Source organism: Acetobacter senegalensis, assembly GCF_001499615.1.
Taxonomy (GTDB): Bacteria; Pseudomonadota; Alphaproteobacteria; order Acetobacterales; family Acetobacteraceae; genus Acetobacter; species Acetobacter senegalensis.
In genome coordinates this window covers 2,557,179-2,574,611 of record NZ_LN606600.1, presented here as the reverse complement: position 1 = coordinate 2,574,611, position 17,433 = coordinate 2,557,179, and the positions used below count along the sequence as shown (strand labels likewise).

The 17,433-nt window shown below is 53.3% G+C and carries 15 protein-coding genes, 1 tRNA gene and 3 pseudogenes; 12 read left to right on the top strand and 7 right to left on the bottom strand.

Annotated elements, in window-relative coordinates; all coding sequences use genetic code 11:
* Nucleotides 1-14: 14 nt before the first annotated feature.
* Genes citD through ASN_RS12045 form a run of 3 tightly spaced genes read right to left on the bottom strand, consistent with a single transcriptional unit; the run spans nucleotide 15 to nucleotide 1,848 of the window.
* Nucleotides 15-311, bottom strand: a complete 297-nt coding sequence (gene citD, locus ASN_RS12055; RefSeq protein WP_035374961.1) for a citrate lyase acyl carrier protein — start codon at nucleotides 309-311, stop codon at nucleotides 15-17.
* Nucleotides 308-1,459, bottom strand: coding sequence for a [citrate (pro-3S)-lyase] ligase (gene citC, locus ASN_RS12050; RefSeq protein ID WP_157765177.1), 1,152 nt, complete (start codon nucleotides 1,457-1,459; stop codon nucleotides 308-310). The genes citD and citC overlap by 4 nt, the downstream gene beginning before the upstream one ends.
* Nucleotides 1,387-1,848, bottom strand: coding sequence for a lipocalin-like domain-containing protein (locus ASN_RS12045; RefSeq protein WP_157765176.1), 462 nt, complete (start codon nucleotides 1,846-1,848; stop codon nucleotides 1,387-1,389). The genes citC and ASN_RS12045 overlap by 73 nt, the downstream gene beginning before the upstream one ends.
* A gap of 161 nt (nucleotides 1,849-2,009) precedes the next feature.
* Here ASN_RS12045 and ASN_RS12040 point away from each other — a divergent pair, with 161 nt between their 5' ends.
* From ASN_RS12040 to ASN_RS12015, 4 genes and pseudogenes are all read left to right on the top strand, one after another.
* Nucleotides 2,010-2,924: a LysR family transcriptional regulator gene (locus ASN_RS12040; protein WP_025829317.1), complete on the top strand. Its 915-nt coding sequence runs from the start codon at nucleotides 2,010-2,012 to the stop codon at nucleotides 2,922-2,924.
* A 243-nt stretch (nucleotides 2,925-3,167) separates the two neighbouring features.
* A pseudogene (locus tag ASN_RS12030) lies at nucleotides 3,168-3,555 on the top strand (transposase); the annotation flags it as partial.
* A gap of 61 nt (nucleotides 3,556-3,616) precedes the next feature.
* Nucleotides 3,617-4,704, top strand: a protein-coding gene (locus ASN_RS12020; protein ID WP_099048309.1) for an IS3 family transposase whose coding sequence is annotated in 2 segments (ribosomal slippage) — nucleotides 3,617-3,878 and nucleotides 3,878-4,704 — 1,089 coding nt in all. Because the reading frame shifts where the segments join, the coding sequence is not laid out codon by codon here.
* A 109-nt stretch (nucleotides 4,705-4,813) separates the two neighbouring features.
* Nucleotides 4,814-5,197, top strand: a pseudogene (locus ASN_RS12015) (integrase core domain-containing protein); the annotation flags it as partial.
* Between the two features lie 637 nt (nucleotides 5,198-5,834).
* Here the strand turns inward: ASN_RS12015 and ASN_RS12010 are convergent.
* Together ASN_RS12010 and ASN_RS12005 are read right to left on the bottom strand one after the other, a co-directional pair.
* On the bottom strand, nucleotides 5,835-6,260 hold the full coding sequence (locus tag ASN_RS12010) for a type II toxin-antitoxin system VapC family toxin (protein WP_058988310.1): 426 nt from the start codon (nucleotides 6,258-6,260) through the stop codon (nucleotides 5,835-5,837).
* Nucleotides 6,257-6,499: a type II toxin-antitoxin system Phd/YefM family antitoxin gene (locus ASN_RS12005; protein ID WP_058988309.1), complete on the bottom strand. Its 243-nt coding sequence runs from the start codon at nucleotides 6,497-6,499 to the stop codon at nucleotides 6,257-6,259. The genes ASN_RS12010 and ASN_RS12005 overlap by 4 nt, the downstream gene beginning before the upstream one ends.
* A 251-nt stretch (nucleotides 6,500-6,750) precedes the next feature.
* On the opposite strand from ASN_RS12005, the gene ASN_RS19710 reads away from it, so the two are divergent.
* Together ASN_RS19710 and ASN_RS12000 are read left to right on the top strand one after the other, a co-directional pair.
* Nucleotides 6,751-6,835: transfer RNA gene (locus ASN_RS19710), tRNA-OTHER, on the top strand.
* Between the two features lie 88 nt (nucleotides 6,836-6,923).
* The gene (locus ASN_RS12000; protein ID WP_058988308.1) at nucleotides 6,924-8,015 is read left to right on the top strand and encodes a site-specific integrase; all 1,092 of its coding nucleotides are present in this window, start codon (nucleotides 6,924-6,926) and stop codon (nucleotides 8,013-8,015) included.
* A 39-nt stretch (nucleotides 8,016-8,054) separates the two neighbouring features.
* Here ASN_RS12000 and ASN_RS11995 read toward each other — a convergent pair whose 3' ends face one another.
* Complete coding sequence (locus tag ASN_RS11995) at nucleotides 8,055-8,453, bottom strand: helix-turn-helix domain-containing protein (protein WP_231948197.1); 399 nt, start codon at nucleotides 8,451-8,453, stop codon at nucleotides 8,055-8,057.
* Between the two features lie 269 nt (nucleotides 8,454-8,722).
* Here ASN_RS11995 and ASN_RS11990 point away from each other — a divergent pair, with 269 nt between their 5' ends.
* The 5 genes and pseudogenes from ASN_RS11990 (at nucleotide 8,723) to ASN_RS11970 (ending at nucleotide 15,608) form a co-directional block, all read left to right on the top strand.
* A complete protein-coding gene (locus ASN_RS11990) occupies nucleotides 8,723-10,099 on the top strand; it encodes an IS1182-like element ISGdi16 family transposase (RefSeq protein WP_058988307.1) in 1,377 nt (458 codons plus the stop codon).
* A gap of 436 nt (nucleotides 10,100-10,535) precedes the next feature.
* Nucleotides 10,536-11,495 (top strand): IS481 family transposase, encoded by a 960-nt coding sequence (locus ASN_RS11985; protein ID WP_058988306.1) that lies wholly within the window; start codon nucleotides 10,536-10,538, stop codon nucleotides 11,493-11,495.
* Nucleotides 11,492-11,827, top strand: a pseudogene (locus tag ASN_RS11980) (transposase); the annotation flags it as partial. The gene ASN_RS11985 and the pseudogene ASN_RS11980, both read left to right, overlap by 4 nt.
* A 222-nt stretch (nucleotides 11,828-12,049) precedes the next feature.
* Entirely contained in the window at nucleotides 12,050-14,485 is a 2,436-nt protein-coding gene (locus ASN_RS11975; RefSeq protein ID WP_058988304.1) for a TonB-dependent receptor, read from the top strand.
* A 10-nt stretch (nucleotides 14,486-14,495) separates the two neighbouring features.
* On the top strand, nucleotides 14,496-15,608 hold the full coding sequence (locus ASN_RS11970) for a glycerophosphodiester phosphodiesterase (RefSeq protein ID WP_058988303.1): 1,113 nt from the start codon (nucleotides 14,496-14,498) through the stop codon (nucleotides 15,606-15,608).
* Between the two features lie 17 nt (nucleotides 15,609-15,625).
* Here the strand turns inward: ASN_RS11970 and cobU are convergent, their stop codons facing one another.
* A complete protein-coding gene (cobU, locus tag ASN_RS11965) occupies nucleotides 15,626-16,177 on the bottom strand; it encodes a bifunctional adenosylcobinamide kinase/adenosylcobinamide-phosphate guanylyltransferase (RefSeq protein ID WP_231948196.1) in 552 nt (183 codons plus the stop codon).
* A gap of 130 nt (nucleotides 16,178-16,307) precedes the next feature.
* Here cobU and ASN_RS11960 point away from each other — a divergent pair, with 130 nt between their 5' ends.
* A complete protein-coding gene (locus tag ASN_RS11960; protein ID WP_058988301.1) occupies nucleotides 16,308-17,360 on the top strand; it encodes an IS110 family RNA-guided transposase in 1,053 nt (350 codons plus the stop codon).
* Nucleotides 17,361-17,433 lie beyond the last annotated feature (73 nt).

The following is a 17,433-nucleotide window of genomic DNA, read 5'->3' as shown; positions in this document are numbered from 1 at the left end:
GCTCCGGCGCAATCTCATGACACAACCTCGAAATTCACTTTATTTTCTCCTGCGGCCCGAAAGACAGCAGCCTGGACACGAGCCCGAATGACACAATCCAGAGCTCCCTGATCCTTCACATCGACAGCAACTCCAGTTACGCCGAGCTTTTCCAGCGTCTCTGTCACAAGCTGTCGGATGGCCGCACCGTACTGTTTTTCAACTTTGCTCTGAAGCATGAGTTGAACCTCATTTCCGTCATCAGGAGAAACCACGACTAGGATGTCACTCGACTCCAACGTACCGGCTATTCCTCGTTGCTTGATCTTCATGATGATGCATCCTTCTTTTTGTCCGAACTCATGAAATTCTGCTTGATAAAAGCAAACGTTGAACATGGCACCAGAGACCGGACAGATTCATATTGATGTTCTTTAATCAGCTCTCTAACGCGGGACGCTGAAACAACTTTGCCATCACATTTTATTCTTACAATTTCTTCAAGCTGTATTGATTTCTGCACGCATAACGATTCTGAAAGATATTTTTTCAAAACTCTATTATACATTCGAGTCGTTTTATCCAGCGGCTCGGTACCAACATATCTGACAGTGATACCGAGCGCCGGACCAATATACTGGCGAAACATCAGTGCATCGACGGCAGAAGCCTGCTGGTTTACCTGATCATCATCTTTAAGAAAATACTGGGGAAATGTAACGTGAGAGACGATATAGTCGGAGCCCTCATGGATGATGACGTTCGCAATATCGCAAAGCCCTTCTCGTACAAGATTGAGGCGATCCTGGTATGAGAAATAAGACACATCTTCCTTGACCAGAAAGACATGCACCCAATCACACTCCCTGCATGCCCTTTCGACCAGATAACGATGCCCGTTCGTAAACGGGTTGGCATTCATGACGACACTACCGACCCGACCACCTTCTTTCTTTTTTCTGGAAAGATTTTCCAGATAATCGGACAGTCTGTTTCTATTATACTCCATGAATGTGACAGCCCCTGGAATCTCCACCAGGGGGGAAAAGCCCCACCCACGAAACTTTTTAGAGTTTTCTTGTTTTGTATAAAGAAACAGATCGTCGTACCGTGCCTCGAGTCCCTGCTTGACGATCTCGGTACCGACTTTGAGACTTAACTCCGTACCCCGATATTTCTTATCGACGCATACACATTTAATAACATTTTCATCAAGCCCGGCGCTGGCAACAATTCGTCCGTCGTCCAGGCTTGTTGCCAGCACGAATTTTTTGATCGCCCTATCTATTTTCAATTCATTCTCAAGCAGAAACCGTTCGATGTCGAGCCAGAGGAATTTAAGATCCATCCCATTGACCACGCGCAATTTCGCATCGGTGAAGAGGGACCGTGTTGCGAGTGACAACATCACTGCGCGCGAGCGAACCTGATGATGCTGCGTGACATCTGATCTTTCGCCCAGTTTGGCATCTTGCGCCACGGTGTCACAACCTGTGCGTCGTTACCCGTGATCGTGACCGTACGACGCTGCTCGGTTCCGACCCATTCCGGGGCCCACGCCGTCTGTACACTGGTTACCCACTGATTGCCTTCGATCCTGTAACGCCCGATATAGGCGACAAGGGTGCTCATCAGATGAGCGCGCTCTTCGTCTGTCGTGGCAGCCTCACGTCCGGTCCCTTCAAGATTGAAAGCAACCCAACCATCTTTAGTGAAAATGACTCGTCCTCGCGGATGGTCTCCCATGGCATCGATAAATTCGCCGGTTGCCTGCAACTCCACTTGATACGAAACCAGCGTCCAGGTTCCCACGATCTCTTGTGCCAGTGCTTTTTCCTGCTCAGGCTTGACCTGTAGCGCGACGCTCATCTTCGATGTCCCATCAATTTTTCTCAAGCTGGATCATATTCAGAACGAGTCGCTTGGCCACCGGCTTTGGGCGCAAATAACTATTGCGTGTGATACAAGTATTTTTTGTGTCATCATCCTATAAGGACAATGCGACTACGACCCGCTTCAGGAACAGAAACATGGCTTTGGACGATCTGACGGATGTCGCTTTTTTCATGCATCTGGTTAATGCCGGCGGTGTAACGGCTACAGGCAAGCGACTGGGTGCCTCTCCGGCGGCCGTTTCCCGAAGGCTGAGGCGACTGGAGGCACGGCTGGATATCGCTCTCGTCATACGCAATACACGGCACTTTCATCTCAGTGACGCCGGGCAATTATATTATGATGGTGGAAAAAAAATCGTTGAAGAAACCGATCGGCTTGAGGCCGAAGTGATCCAATCGGATCAACTCCTCCAAGGGGCGCTCAGCATCGGGGCCCCCCTCGAATTCGGGCGAAACAAGCTGGCGCCGTTCATTGCGGACTTTCATGAGAAATACCATGGCCTTCAGCTTAATCTTGCTGTTGCTTCCGAAGGATCTTACGATTTTGCCGATTATCTCGACATCATCATTCGTGTCGGCTTGCCGGAAGCGACCGGCACGATCGTTACGAAAATCGCCTCAACTGTCCGGGTGCTCTGCGCATCCCCTGAATATATCATAAAAAACGGCGAGCCACGCACACCGAACGAATTACGTCAGCATACCTGCCTTTGCCTGAGACGTTACAAAACCATGGAAGTGATCAATCAGTGGGTTCTGGAAAACAAAGAGCATTCTCACGTTCTCACCGTCACGCCTTCGCTCAGCAGTACAAACGCGGAAATCATCCACGACTGGGCTTTATCGGGCAAAGGCATTGCATATAAACTCTTATGCGATGCACATGAAAATCTACAGAATGGCAGCCTTGTACGCATTCTGCCGGAATATCAGGGCGAAGCGATATCCCTCTATGCCGTTCTTCCATCTAGGAGCCACATCAAGAAGAGCGTGCGCTTGCTCCTTGACGAGTTGAAAAAATACATAAAAAAATCGATGGTTTTCGACTGAAATCCAGAAAATCATTTATTTTTCGTCAGATTTTAATATCCGGCATAGCGACCCGGCCGATGGAACGTTGCCACGCCCCCGCTGATGGCGGACAGCCCGACATGAGCGAGGTCGATGGTCAGGGTAGAGAGCCCCAGGATAAAGCAATCGATCCCGATTTGGACCTGGAGGGTTCGAAAAACTCTCTGGTTTTGATAATGCCTTTGTGATTTCATTTCCCCTGAGTTGATTGGGGTATGGATCATGAAACAGCCCGTTTTTTTGATGTTGAAGAGCAACTTGCCCGGCTGAGCGGGCTTAGTGACCAACTCGAAGCGTTTTCCCGAACTGTGGATTTTGAAGTGTTCCGCCCGGATCTGGAGCAAGCTTTGGCCTATTCGGACGGGAGCAAAAGCGGACGCCCCCGTTTGATCCGATACTGATGTTCAAAATTCTGATGATCCAGACGCTGAACAATTTGTCCGACGAACGGATGGAGTATCTGATCAACGACCGTCTGTCGTTCATGCGTTTTCTGGGATTGGGGCTGTCGGACCATGTGCCTGATGCCAAAACGGTGTAGCTGTTCCGTGAACGCCTGACACAGGCAGGGGCCATTGAAAGACTGTTTGAGCGCTTTGATGCGGTAATCCCCCATAAAAAGAGTGGCGTTTGAATGAGAATTTTCTCAACGTGAGGATGAGGAGATTCTGATGAAGAGTGATCGCTTTACGGACGCCCAGATCATGGGCGTGATCCGCCAGGCTGAAGGTGGCGTCTCGGTTCCTGACCTGTGCCGGGAGCATGGGATCAGCAACGCGACGTTTTACCGGTGGCGCGCGAAATATGGCGGCATGGATGCCTCGATGATCAGTCAGATGAAGGCTCTGGAAGAAGAGAACCGTCGGCTGAAGCGGATGTATGCGGATCTGAGCATGCAGACGGATATCCTGAAGGAAGCCCTGGGAAAAAAATGAAGCGGCCAGCCCAGCGCCGGGAACTGGCCGCACAGGCTGTGGCGCATCACGGGGTCAGCATTGCGCTGGCCTGTCGGATTTTTGGGATATCCGAGACCTGCTTTCGCTATCGTCCACGACTGGCAGCGGAGAACGACAGGATTGCCGATCTTCTGGTGGGACTGACCCAGGCTCACAGGAGATGGGGATTTGGCCTGTGTTTTCTGTATCTGCGTAACGTGCAGGGACAGGTCTGGAATCATAAGCGGGTTTATCGGATTTATCGGGAACTGGAACTCAACCTGCGGATTAAACCCCGCAGGCGTCTGGTTCGCGAAAAGCCTGAAAAGCTGTCGGTTCCGCTCCTTCCCAACACGGTCTGGTCCATGGATTTTATGGCGGACAGACTTTTGGATGGACGCGCTTTTCGGCTCCTGAACATTCTGGATGACTTCAATCGTGAAGGACTGGCGATAGAGGTCGATTTTTCCCTGCCGGCCTGTCGGGTTGTCCGCTGTCTGGAGCAGGTTATGGAGTGGCGTGGCAGGCCAGAGGCTATCCGAATGGACAATGGCCCGGAATATGTCAGTCATACGTTGGTTTCATGGGCCGAAAAGAAGGGGATTACCCTGATCTATACGCAACCGGGTAATCCGCAGCAGAACGCCTATATTGAACGCTACAACAGGACTGTCCGGCAGGAATGGCTGGAGCAGCATCTGTTTGAAAGCATTCAGGACGTACAGGAGGTCGCAACACAATGGCTCTGGACATATAACAATGACAGACCCAACATGGGGAACGGCGGGTTCACGCCCGTCCAGAAACTAAAAGCAGCTGCCTGAATTCTCAGTCAGAACCCCACTAAAAATGGGGGGATTACCCTGCTTAAAAAAAGCATGATCGGGGATGGGGAGACCCCGCATGAGATATATGGCTTCGGAAAAGCTCGAGATCAGACACCGGCCGCGACTGCTCTCCGATAACGGCCCCTGTTATGTTGCTGACGAACTCGCGAAATGGCTAAATCAGAACAGCATGGATCATGTGCGTGGCGCTCCCAATCATCCCCAGACACAGGGAAAGATCGAGCGTTGGCACCAGACGCTCAAGAACCGCGTGCTTCTTGAGCATTATTATCTGCATGGAGATCTCGAAAGCCAGATCAAGGCATTCGTCGAAAACTATAATCAGCGCCGCTATCACGAGAGCCTCAATAATCTCACGCCGGCCGATGTCTGGTTCGGACGGGGGCAGACAATCCTGCTCGAACGTGAGCGCATCAAAAGAGCTACCATCCAGAAACGACGCTTGCTTCATCAGCAGCGCGCCGCCTAAACATCATAATCAGATGGGCCAGACCCTCCGTTATCTCACACCATCCATAGTCCCAAATCTTTCGACGACGGACACAAAAGTAAGCTTGTGTGTCACAATATTTGCTTCCCTTAAAAACCTTAACCGATTTCACACAAAGTCTTACATAAGCATTCAGAATATTGTTTGGAAACAATATGTTACGGATTGTACGATTTACTTCAGTGGGTTTGAGCCCCGCAGTTCGTACGCCTCAACACATTGATTTTATTAAAAAATTATTCCGATTTTGCTATGAGAATCTAAAGCCATCGCAACCCAATGACTCTGATGCCTATCTGCTCGGAGTCATGCCATCGAATCTAACCTGCTGGGACAGCGCTTCTCCGCAACCGCCATCAATAAGAAATGGACGGTGGATATCACATGCTACATCAATTATTTTTACAATTCGTAGAAGCTACATTCCACACTCCGATAGGAAAGTCCTCTGGATCATGATGGATGCCATCTTGTGAACGTCACTCCATCATCCCAAAGAGAATTCCTTATCTGGAAGCTGTGGCCTTAATATTGACGCTGGAGCGTAGATCCCGATAAACATTCTCATTTCCGAACAGGAAAGAAATATCAGTGCTACAGCTACGGCCAATTTCGATTACAGCAGCATAGTTGCCAGACCGACCTGCGGGCCTGCATCGGCAAGGCGGCGATCCAGAGTGCACAGTGTCACGCCCTGATCCGCACAAACCGCCAAATGAAGGGCATCTCCGGCCCGCAGACCCAGAGCATACTGGTCTGAAAACCTTGCCGCCGTCCGGAAATTCTGACTAGTCACTGGCAACACCCCGATACTGTCAGCACACAGACGTGTGAACATGGCCAGGCTATTCGCGCGATCGGTAACGGTAATTTGCCCCGTTCGAAGCTTGATCGACAGCGCAGAGGAAAATTCCGTCACGACCCAATCGCTGATGAAAAGATCTTCAGGTGTCTGAGCGCCAAGCCAGTCCTGCATCCGGGAAGTTTCCCGCTCATTGGTAAGGGCCGCCACCAGAACCGATGTATCAATATAGACGCTCAATATCTCGCCTCGTCACGCATGTCGCGGACAGCGGTTGCGGCAGACTCTGTTTGCAGCGTCATAGCGTCGGTCAGTGAGCGCAGAGCACTCACGACAATCCGTTTACGCACGGGCTCAGGTTTTACGAGTTGCGCAACCACCTTGCCGCGACGCAGAATACGGACGGACTCTCCATCCTTTGCCAGGTCGACCAGACGACTGAGATGAGCTTTAGCCTCCACCAGATTGACGGTCTGCATCGTAGACTCCGAACCATGAAACTGGTCACATTATAGCGTAAAACAGTCGGCATGCCTATTAGAATATGTATGTGGTGGTAAGCGATGGGCCTCTCTCACACCCTCAAATGAGGTAGCGCCAACTCACAGAGATGTCGTTAGATACCCCAAAAGAGCGGTAACTTCCTGGGCCCAGCTTGGGCCCACCCTGATGTGATATCCAGTTGTATCTAGTGACAGTCAATGATATTAAATATCCTGCTATCAACAAGTTAAATGGGATGACCCAGTCAGTTAGCCACTACTTATCGCCCTTTCACGGCGGCAACACGGGTTCGAATCCCGTACGGGACACCAAGTTTTTCAAAGACTTGCAGCAGGTTAATCTGAAAATCGTTGATTTTTGAGCCAATCCCGAGCCAAACTGGGAGAGGATCGAATAACGATGACCAAATCACCAAAAGAGACCCTCAAAGACCCTGTAACAGGGAAACCGTTGCCCAAGGGCGTCTGGTATCGTGGCCCCGGCCAGTATCAGGCCCGCAGGATGGTGAACGGCAAACGTCACCGCGAAACCTTCGCGTCAGCCAGTCTTGCCCGCCGCTGGCTCCAGGACGTAAGCGCCAAGGCGCATGTGGGCCAGCTTGAGCCACCCGCACGCAAGAGAAACCAGATTACTTTTGGCGAACTCTTTGAGCGCTTCGGCCGGGAGCGCATGACAGAACGCGATGCTGATCGTATGGGCCATCTTCCGGCCCTTCTTGGGTCCAACATTGCCTCATTGAAAATCGACAAATGGACCAATGGGGATGTCCGGGACTTTCGTGACGCCATGCTGGCAGCGGGACTGGCCAAGGGGACCGTCGTCAAACGCCTGAACATGATTGCGGCCATCATCGAATACGCCAACTCGGAATGGGACACGACCATCCTCAATCATGCTTCCGCCAAACGGACCAAACGACCCGAAGGAGCAGATCGCAAGAGAAACCGGAGATTAAAGGATGGCGAAGAAGACGAACTTCTGCGGGCCGCCTCTCAGCCCGATGGAGTTTTCAAGCATTACCCTGATGTGGTGTGGCTCATCAGGTGGTCAATCGAGCAAGGCTGCCGGCTGGGGGAATCCCTCAGTCTGCGCTGGCAGGATATTGATTTTCGTAGACAGACCATTTCCCTCGCCCGCGTGAAGAGCGACCGGCATAGAGAAGAACTTGGTCCCGAGATCCGCCCCATGACCAAGGGCGCACAACGCGTCCTCATGGAAAAGCGGGCCACCATGGAAAAGGTGCCTGACCGAAAAGACATTGTCTTTTCGGTCGGAGAGAGAAAAATCTTTTCTGTCCTGTTCGGTCGCATGACCCGGCAGGCCGGAATTCAGGACCTGACCTTTCATGACTTGCGTCATGAGGCGACATCGCGTCTGGCCCGCTATCTGAACCCGATTGAACTGACCCGGGTCACGGGTCATCGCGACTTAAAATCATTAAATCGCTACTACCAGCCCGTGCCCGGAGATATTGCAGACAAGACACGGTAGCTGCCAGTCAGGATGACCAGAAACAGCCAGACCGCGTTTTTACTGAAAGCTTACGACGCTGGTGAAGAGGAAGACTGCCAACGCCAGAGCCATCACGGAGAAGAGAAACAGATCAGGATACGGGCAGGTCAACACCAGTGCACCCCGTCCGCGCTGACGGCGACGACGTTTTTCAAAGCGTTCGGTTTCAAAAAGCTTTTCTTCAATAAAGCGATCAAGATCTTCCTGGCGAAACAGCCGCATGCTGCCGATCTTGATGGACCGTGGGCCAACCCGCAGCGAGACCCAGTTGGCCAGCGTTCCTTTAGCGATCCCGAGGTAATCCGCTGCCTCCTGATAGCGCATCAATCCCCGCCTTACGTAGGCGGAGATACGTTGTGAGCCTGATGTCTGTTCCAGACGATCCGGTTGAGGCAAGCGTTGTGCATTTCGTGACATGATGACCCTCTGACATGGCCAGATCCGTGACACCCACGAATCACTTTCTCCTTTAATGATAACCCACAAATTTGAAACCACCAGCGATGGATGGAAACTGGCTGAGAATGATACCCCAATTTTCTGAGCCAAAAATGCTTACATCAAGCGCTGCGTCTCCTTCTGAAATAATCGCTCAGGAAAGGCCGTAATGGGGGGATAGTGTTGAAAAAGTCGCGCTTGCTTTGAGAGTGAAGCACTGATTCACTCTTCGCAGGAGGAACCTGCAAATGATGGGTGATCGAACGAAAATACAGGAGGCACTGTTCTACGAGTTCCGTCTTGAAGATCATGTGCCAGCTGGCCACCTTTTGCGTTCAATTGATCGCTTTGTCGATCTGGACGGCCTGCGTGAGCATCTTCGCCCATTTTACAGCGGCACGGGGCGGCCTTCAATTGATCCCGAGCTGATCATCAGGATGTTAATCGTTGGCTACGTGATGGGTATTCGGTCCGAGCGACGGCTATGTGAAGAAGTCCATCTTAACCTGGCCTACCGGTGGTTCTGTGGCCTTGGTCTCAACGGCCCTGTGCCTGATCATTCGACATTCTCGAAAAACCGGCACGGACGCTTCCGGGAGAGTGATCTGCTTCGCCAAATGTTCGAAATGACCGTCCGGCAGTGCATCGCCAAGGGACTGGTGGGCGGTGAAGGCTTTGCGGTCGATGCCAGCACGATCAAGGCCGACGCTAATCGGCAGCGCAGTGTTCCGAGCCCAGACAAGCTGCCAATCGAGGCAGCCCATCGTGCTGTGCGGGAGTATTTCTCGGTGCTGGACGATGCTGCATTTGGGTCTGCTACGCCCGTACAACCAAAATATATCTCTCCGGTCGATCCTGCGGCACGTTGGAACGCTGCAAGCGGTGGCCTTGCTTATTATGCCTACTGCACAAATTACCTCATCGACCTTAAATCGGCTGTCATCATGGATGTAGAAACCACGACAGCCATCCGGCAGGCCGAGGTTACGGCGCAACGCAGAATGATAGAGCGTACGCAGGAAACATTTGGAATATGGCCCGAAAGGCTTGCTGCGGATACAGCTTATGGATCCGCTGAAAATCTTGCGTGGCTGGTTCATGAGCGTGGCATCGAACCTCACATTCCGGTCTTCGACAAATCTGCCCGGCAGGACGGGACTTTCGAACGTCGAGATTTCACATATGACCACGTGCACGATCTTTACATCTGTCCTGGAGGACAGGAACTGAAGCAGCAGTGGCGCAAGATCAACTCGGATCAACCAAATGCCTCTCCCGACAACCTACTTCGATACCGTTCGTCGAAACTGGCGTGCGACGTATGCACTCTCAAACCAAAATGCTGCCCCAATCAGCCCAATCGTAAGGTTCTGCGCTCTATTCATGAAGGCGCTCGTGATATGGCCCGCGACATTGCTTTAACCGACGCCTATATTATCTCCAGACGAGAACGAAAGAAGGTCGAAATGCTGTTTGCTCACCTCAAGCGCATTTTGAAGATCGATCGGTTGAGGCTCAGAGGACCAAACGGTGCCCGTGATGAGTTCCATCTCGCCGCAGCTGCCCAAAATCTCCGCAAAATGGCGAAACTGATACCTCCCGGAGCGCCTGCCTTATCCACCTGAGGCAAGAAAGCTGCACTTATGTCGAAGTAGCTTGGCAACACTTTCACTCTTCACCATGAGTTTTTCAACACTATGGGGGGGGAGCGGAATGTCCGGTATCGGGAAGCGATAGCCTAAAGTAGCCATTCGCAGTGCTCACGTTCATGACGGCAGCCGACCAGATATCACCGTCCAGCAGATCGCGACGGCGTCCTAAAGCCGATCACCTCAGCCTCGCACACCGGGCTTTCCATCGGAATAGACAGGCCGCATCAATGCTGCCAAATTCGTTAGATGCAGCTCAATCCGATCCACGTTACCGTATTCAAACTTCTTGAAGGCCGACTCTTCCGCATACCTGGCTATCAACGATCCTATTCCTGGGGCCGGCATCAGCGGGCTGTTTAGTCCCGTTGTTTGATGGGGTATTATTTTCACGCGAGTGGAAGGAAGCCTTATGGGACAGATACGTCATGGCAGCGCCACGACCACGCACGCCGTGCGAGCAGCAATACAGCGATCGCAGGCTTCGCTCGCGACGCTGAGCAAGGAGTTCGGGGTTAACCCGAAAACAGTTGCAAAGTGGCGGAAGCGTCAAACGGTTGAGGATCAGAAGACAGGTCCCAAAGAGCCGCGATCCACGGTTCTGTCCGAGACGGACGAAGCGATGATCGTGGCGTTTCGCCGGCATACGTTGCTGCCGCTGGATGACTGCCTTTATGCCCTGCAGGCCAGCATTCCCCATCTGACACGCTCGGCCCTGCATCGTTGCCTGCAGCGCCACGGGATATCCCGGCTTCCGGATATCGAGGGAGACAAGCCCAGACGACAACGTTTCAAACGCTATCCCATCGGCTTTTTTCACATCGATATTGCCGAGGTCCAAACTGCTGAAGGCAAGCTGTATCTCTTCGTCGCCATCGATCGGACCAGCAAGTTCGCTGTCACACAACTGGTTGAGAAAGCCGATCGGAAGACCGCCTGGGAATTCCTCGAATATCTCCTGAGCATCATTCCTTACCGGATCCATACCATTCTGACCGATAACGGCATCCAGTTCGCTGACCAGCCCCGCAATCGCAATACGGCGTGGTCGCGTCCAATGCGCTTCGACATGATCTGCGAAGCCCACGGGATCGAACACCGTCTGACAAAACCCAACCATCCCTGGACGAACGGTCAGGTTGAACGGATGAACCGGACAATCAAGGAAGCAACTGTCAAACGCTTCCATTACGACAGTCATGAGCAGTTGAGGACACACCTCAGCGACTTCATGGCAGCCTATAATTTCGGGCGAAGACTCAAGACCCTCAGTGGCCTTACCCCTTACGAATACGTCTGCAAAATCTGGACTTCAGAGCCAGAAAGATTCATCATTAATCCAACCCATCAAATCCCGGGACTAAACACCTAGCCCCAGGACAGGCTCATGAACTGCCACAGGCGCCAGCCATGCTTGACAGCCTTCCCGCCGTTCCCCTGTGGGTCGTTGCAGACAAGGGCTACGCGTCGGATGCCTTCCGTGAGCGTATCTGGGACATGGGAGCCCGACCGGCCATTCCCGCGAAACGACGCGATGCACCTGTTGCCTGCCCCAAATGGGCCTATCGGTGCCGGCATCTCGTGGAAAACCTCTGGGCTCGCCTCAAGGAGTGGCGCGCTGTCGCAACCAGATACGAAAAAACAGCGGCGTCATTCCTTGCCGTCATACACATCGCTGCTGCTGCAGACTGGATCAAGTGCTAACAGACCCTAATTGAGCTTTCATAAAGAAAATTAAAATTTGTTCATGAGATGATGTGATCTTTTAACTCCTGAAAATAAGGCCAAGCCGCTCTACCTTGCACCTTTTATTTCATAAAATAGATTTTAGAAAATTTGCAACAAAACTGTCACACCAATTTCAGGCACTGTCTCCTAAGAGACCGTGCTGGGACCCACCGACTTTTTTAGGATTGTTTTATCTCCATGCGCCTTTTCCCTGTGTCTCGTCGGGCCGCCCTGTGGCTCTTCTGCTCCCCTCTGGCCTTTTCAACCGGATATGCTGCGCCGGTTTCTAAAAACCATAGAGAAGTAAAGCCAGCTTCTGTCAAAATTATTCCTGCAAATGGAACGCGTGGCGCTACGAGGCGGACAGTGAAAACATCCGGCCCGGCACATGCCAAGGAATCAGAACAGATTATTGCAACTGCCCGCCACAGCCGATCTGAACAGACGGTAGGTCATGCGGAAATGCAACGCATTCTGCCGGGGATCAACCCGCTCAAAGCGTTGGAAATTCTGCCGGGTGTTGTGTTTAACAACGCTGACCCATGGGGAAATAACGAACAGAACTCCTCTCTGTTCATTCATGGTTTTGCACAAAACCAGCTTGGCTACACACTGGACGGCGTACCACTGGGTGCCCAGGATTACGGCAACTTTAACGGCCTGAGCCCCCAGCGGGCTGCAATCAGTGAAAATATCGGCTCGGCTTCCGTGGCGACAGGCGCGGGTGCGTTGGGTACTGCGTCCACCAGTAACCTGGGCGGCACGTTGCAGTTCACCACGCAAGACCCGTTACACCATGCAGGAGGTCAGCTCAATCAGACCTTTGGTAGCTGGTCCACCTTCCGCACTTTTGCCCGGGTTGATACCGGGGATTTGGGCCACGGTAACTCTGCCTATGTCTCATGGGGCCGTCAGGATGCGCGGGCGTGGGATTTTGCTGGCCATCAGGGGGGTAATCAAGTCAACGCCAAGTTTGTGCATGAAGACGAGAAAAACAAAGTCAGCGTGTTTTTTGACTGGGCGCAGAAGGTTGAACCGAACGAAGACGGCATTGTCATGCCGAATGGCGGCTCCCTCTATGTTCGCCCGTTCATGTATCCCAACCTGTCTGAAGCTATAAATTACTACAACAACTCTTCAGCTTACAAAAATGCTGGCCTGAACTACCGGAATTATTATTCTGCAGCCCAGCGTGAAGACTTTTTGATGTATGCCAAATGGTCTCATGATTTCACTAAAAATCTGAAATGGGACACACAGATCTATTACCATCATGATCTGGGTGAAGGCGTTGTCGCTGGCCCTATTACTGCAGCAGGCCTGCCTGCTCTGTTTTCCTCCTACTTCCCCAGCCAGAGTTCTGCCCAGCTCTCCAACGTCTTCGGTGGCTCTGGGATCGCGACCCGCACCACGGAATATTGGGATAATCGTGGCGGGATTATGACCAACCTGCATTATCATATTGGGCATCACACCATTGAGCTTGGTGGCTGGTACGAGCGCAACAACAACACGCAGGCACGTCGCTGGTATCCGTTTGACGCAAGCAACCCCACAACTCCATATGATCGTCAACAGAACGCGTTAATTGACCAGTACACCAACAATTTTTATACCAACACTTGGACAACGCATCTGCAGGACACATGGCAGGTCAGTAAAAACTTTACGCTGAATGCCGGGTTTAAGTCCGAACTGGTTTATACCAACGGTACGCTGCCTGTAGCCGGCCTACCGGGCTCTCTCTCTCCTAAAACCGCTATTACGGTCCCCGGTGGCACCATTGCGACCGCCAAGCCGTTCCTGCCAGCGTTTGGTGCGCTGTGGAATATTACAAAACATGAACAGTGGTTTGCCAATATTCAGGAAAATATGCGCTCATTTGAAGCCGCAGGCTATGGTAACGCTACCCCATGGGGTGTGACCAGCCAGCAGGCGTTTGATGAATTCCGCAAGCATGGCAAGCCGGAAACATCATGGACCTATGAAACGGGCTTCCGCACCAACCGCCGCCTGAATGCTGGCCCACTGACCAACATTAGCGGCCAGCTTGAATATTACCACGTGCATTTCTCAAACCGTCTGCTGGCTGTTGCAACAACGCAGACGCTCTCTTCCATTGTGGGTAGTGCCACGACACTGACCAACGTGGGCTCTGTCTCCACAGACGGGATGGACTTCTCCTTCACCGCGCAGTTTGGGCCGCACTTCTCGTTCTACAACGCGCTGTCCTACAACAAATCGATTTACAACGATAACTACATGAACGGCACGACTGCGGTACACACCGCAGGCAAAAATGTGGCCGGTGTGCCGAACTGGACGGAAAAATTCGTGGCCTCCACACGCTGGGGCAATTTTGACGCGCAGTTTGTTGGGGATGTGGTGGGTAAACGCTACACGACCTTCACCAATGATCTCCATGCCAGTGCTTATGCGCTCTTCAGCCTGAATGCTGGGTATGACTTTACTGGTATTCCGCACATCCGATCTCTACGTGTGCAAGGGAACATTACCAACCTGACAAATGAAAAAGGTTGGTCTACGCTGAACACCAACAACGCCTCCAGCCAGTATACGGCATTCCCCATTGCGCCACGGATGTATTTCCTGACGCTGAGCACCACGTTCTAAGGTTGTTCTGATGCAGCGTTTTTCTCGCCGTTCCGTTCTGCTTGCCTCCTGCGCCGCAGCGTTATGCGGCGGTGTGCGGCGGGCGGGTGCGGCACCCTCCATCGCCCCGCGCCCTCTGGTGTTTGCACACCGGGGGGCATCCGCCCAGCGGCCGGAACATACTCTGGCATCCTACGCAAAAGCCATTGCTGATGGAGCAGATTTTGTCGAGCCAGATTTGGTGCTGACCAAAGATGGTGTGATGGTCTGCCGCCATGAAACCAACATTGCCGAGACAACGGACGTAGCCCAGCGGCCAGAATTTGCCAGCCGCAAGCGCACCGCGACCATTGATGGCAGAACGGTAACCGGCTGGTTTACGACTGACTTTACCCTTGCAGAACTCAAAACCCTGCGGGCCAAGGAACGCCTAGCCACCCTGCGCGTACACAATACGCGCTATGATGGGCATTTTGACATTCCCACCTTTGAGGAAATGATTGATTTTGTGGCAGCGGAATCTGCCGCACGGGGGCGGGTTTTAGGGCTTATTCCTGAAATCAAACATTCCACGCATTTCCATGCGCTGGGGTTTGACCCGGAAGCTCTGTTCCTGCACACTATTGCCGCGCACGATTACACCCGCACAGCACCGCTGGAAGTGCAGTCTTTTGAGACCGGGAACCTCCAGCGCATTGGTGCGGATGTCCGCGCTATCAACACACAAGCACGGCTGATACTGCTGATGGGTGAACGGACGAATATCCCGCCGGACCTCGCGGCCAAAGGACAAAAAACCACCTTTGGTGACTTGATGACCCCGGCAGGCCTAAAAGACGTGCGGCGTTATGCAGATGTCATCGGGCCATCTCTGACAGACCTGATCCCGCGTGATGCACAGGGGGCATGGCTTACGCCGTCTTCTCTGGTGGATGATGCTCATGCGGCAGGCCTTCTGGTGCATGCTTATACCTGCCGCCCGGAAAACTATTTTCTGCCGCGCCAGTTACGCAATGCGGACGGGGCTACGGCCCGCAATGTGGCGGGGTCTGTTGCAGAAATCCGCCGGTATCTGGATATGGGTCTGGACGGGTTCTTTACGGATGACCCAGCCATTGGCCGCATGGCGGTTGACCAGATCTGACAGAATACGCCGCCGGTCTAGCCCGCCGGTGGTGCCTTTAAGACCAGCGGCAACCCTGCCGCAATAAACAGGACCTGCCCCACCTGTGCTGCCAGACGCTGGTGGAGGAGGCCTGCTTCATCCCGAAATTGTCTGGCGAGTTTGTGTTCCGGCACGATCCCCAGACCGACCTCGTTCCCTACCAGCACAGTCGGTGCGCGACGTTCCTCCAGAGCGGCAAGAAGCGCCTGCGTGGCCTCTGGAATATTCCGCTCTGCCAGCAACAGGTTGGTCAGCCACAGGGTCAGGCAGTCCAGCAGCACCGGGCGGCTGGCATGAGCGCGTAGAACATCGGCTACGGCAAAAGGTTCTTCTTCCGTACACCACCCCTCCGGCCGACTGGCACGATGGTGGGCAATACGCTCCTGCATTTCCGCATCAAACGCACGCCCTGTGGCCAGATAAACCCATGGAAGCGGCAGGGCCGTTATCAGCGCCTCAGCGTAACGGCTTTTGCCGGAGCGCGCGCCCCCCAGCACCAGCGTTGTGCCGGGCAAGCCCACAAGCGGGGAAGCTTCGCTTTCCTGCACCGCTGTCCTTACAGCGAGAGGCTCTGAAGAGTGCTGGTTGTTGATTTTCACTGAGAACTGATGGTGTGGACGGCTCGCAGCGGTCCTGAGAGGATACTGAAGAGCTGAGTGTCCAGTGGAGGAAACCATCATGTCCCAGTTGATCCGTATCGGCATGGATACGTCGAAAAAAGTGTTCCAGCTTCATGGCGTGGATGCCGATGAGCGGGTTGTTCTGAGCCGGAAACTGAGCCGACATCAGATGATCCGGTTTTTCGCGAACCTTCCGCCCACAGTAATTGGCATTGAAGCCTGTGGAGCGTCCCATCACTGGGCCAGAACCCTTGGTGCACTTGGCCACGAGGTGCGGCTGATGGCGCCACAGCTTGTCAAACCCTACGTCAGACGCAGCAAGAATGATGCGGCAGATGCCGAGGCCCTCTGTGAGGCGATGAGCCGGCCGACCATGCGTTTTGTACCTGTCAAAACCGTTGGGCAGCAGGCAGCCCTCATGCTTGTCGGCATGCGGGAGCGGCTCATTGGCAGGCGGACCCAGCTGGCCAATTCCATTCGGGGCTATGCCGCAGAATTTGGAGTGACCGCCCCTGTGGGTCTCTCCCGTGTGGCCCCGTTCCTTCAGCAGATTGCGTCTGAAGAAACGCTGCCACCTCTAGCACGTGATCTGTTTGCGCAGATGGCAGAAGAGTATGAAGGTCTGATGGAACAGATCAGGGATCTCGATAAAAAGCTGGCCACATGGCATCGAAGTCAGGAGGTGAGCCGCAGGCTGTCCGGAATTCCGGGCATCGGTCCTCTGGCTGCTGCTCTTCTGCTCATGAAGGCGCCGGATCCGCACCTGTTCCGCTCAGGGCGGGATTTCGCGGCGTGGATAGGCCTCACTCCTCGTGATCATTCCTCAGGTGGCAAGGTCAGGCATGGCGGGATCACCAGGGCTGGAGACAGCCGCCTGAGAAGCACGCTGGTGGTTGGCGCGACCACCGTGCTCCGGCATGTCAGGCAGAACGGACAGAGCCGTCTCGCCACGCCGTGGCTTCTCAGTCTTCTGAGCAGAAAGAAGCCGAAACCCGCTGCTGTGGCTCTGGCCAACAGGATGGCACGCATTGCATGGAAGCTGATGACCAGCGGCGAAACATATCGCAAACCGATGGATGCTGTTGCGCTGGCAGCGGCAGCCGCCTGCTGACGAGATTGGCCAACACGATGCACGGAAAAAGAACGTGATCGTGTGAGCCGATACCGCAGTCCTGCAAAGAGGA

Coding starts and splice junctions, on each gene's coding strand:
- citD (WP_035374961.1), bottom strand. CDS start 311: ATGAAGATCAAGCAACGAGGAATAGCCGGTACGTTGGAGTCGAGTGAC.
- ASN_RS12045 (WP_157765176.1), bottom strand. CDS start 1,848: ATGAGCGTCGCGCTACAGGTCAAGCCTGAGCAGGAAAAAGCACTGGCA.
- ASN_RS12040 (WP_025829317.1), top strand. CDS start 2,010: ATGGCTTTGGACGATCTGACGGATGTCGCTTTTTTCATGCATCTGGTT.
- ASN_RS12005 (WP_058988309.1), bottom strand. CDS start 6,499: ATGCAGACCGTCAATCTGGTGGAGGCTAAAGCTCATCTCAGTCGTCTG.
- ASN_RS12000 (WP_058988308.1), top strand. CDS start 6,924: ATGACCAAATCACCAAAAGAGACCCTCAAAGACCCTGTAACAGGGAAA.
- ASN_RS11995 (WP_231948197.1), bottom strand. CDS start 8,453: ATGTCACGAAATGCACAACGCTTGCCTCAACCGGATCGTCTGGAACAG.
- ASN_RS11990 (WP_058988307.1), top strand. CDS start 8,723: ATGATGGGTGATCGAACGAAAATACAGGAGGCACTGTTCTACGAGTTC.
- ASN_RS11985 (WP_058988306.1), top strand. CDS start 10,536: ATGGGACAGATACGTCATGGCAGCGCCACGACCACGCACGCCGTGCGA.
- ASN_RS11975 (WP_058988304.1), top strand. CDS start 12,050: ATGCGCCTTTTCCCTGTGTCTCGTCGGGCCGCCCTGTGGCTCTTCTGC.
- ASN_RS11970 (WP_058988303.1), top strand. CDS start 14,496: ATGCAGCGTTTTTCTCGCCGTTCCGTTCTGCTTGCCTCCTGCGCCGCA.
- ASN_RS11960 (WP_058988301.1), top strand. CDS start 16,308: ATGTCCCAGTTGATCCGTATCGGCATGGATACGTCGAAAAAAGTGTTC.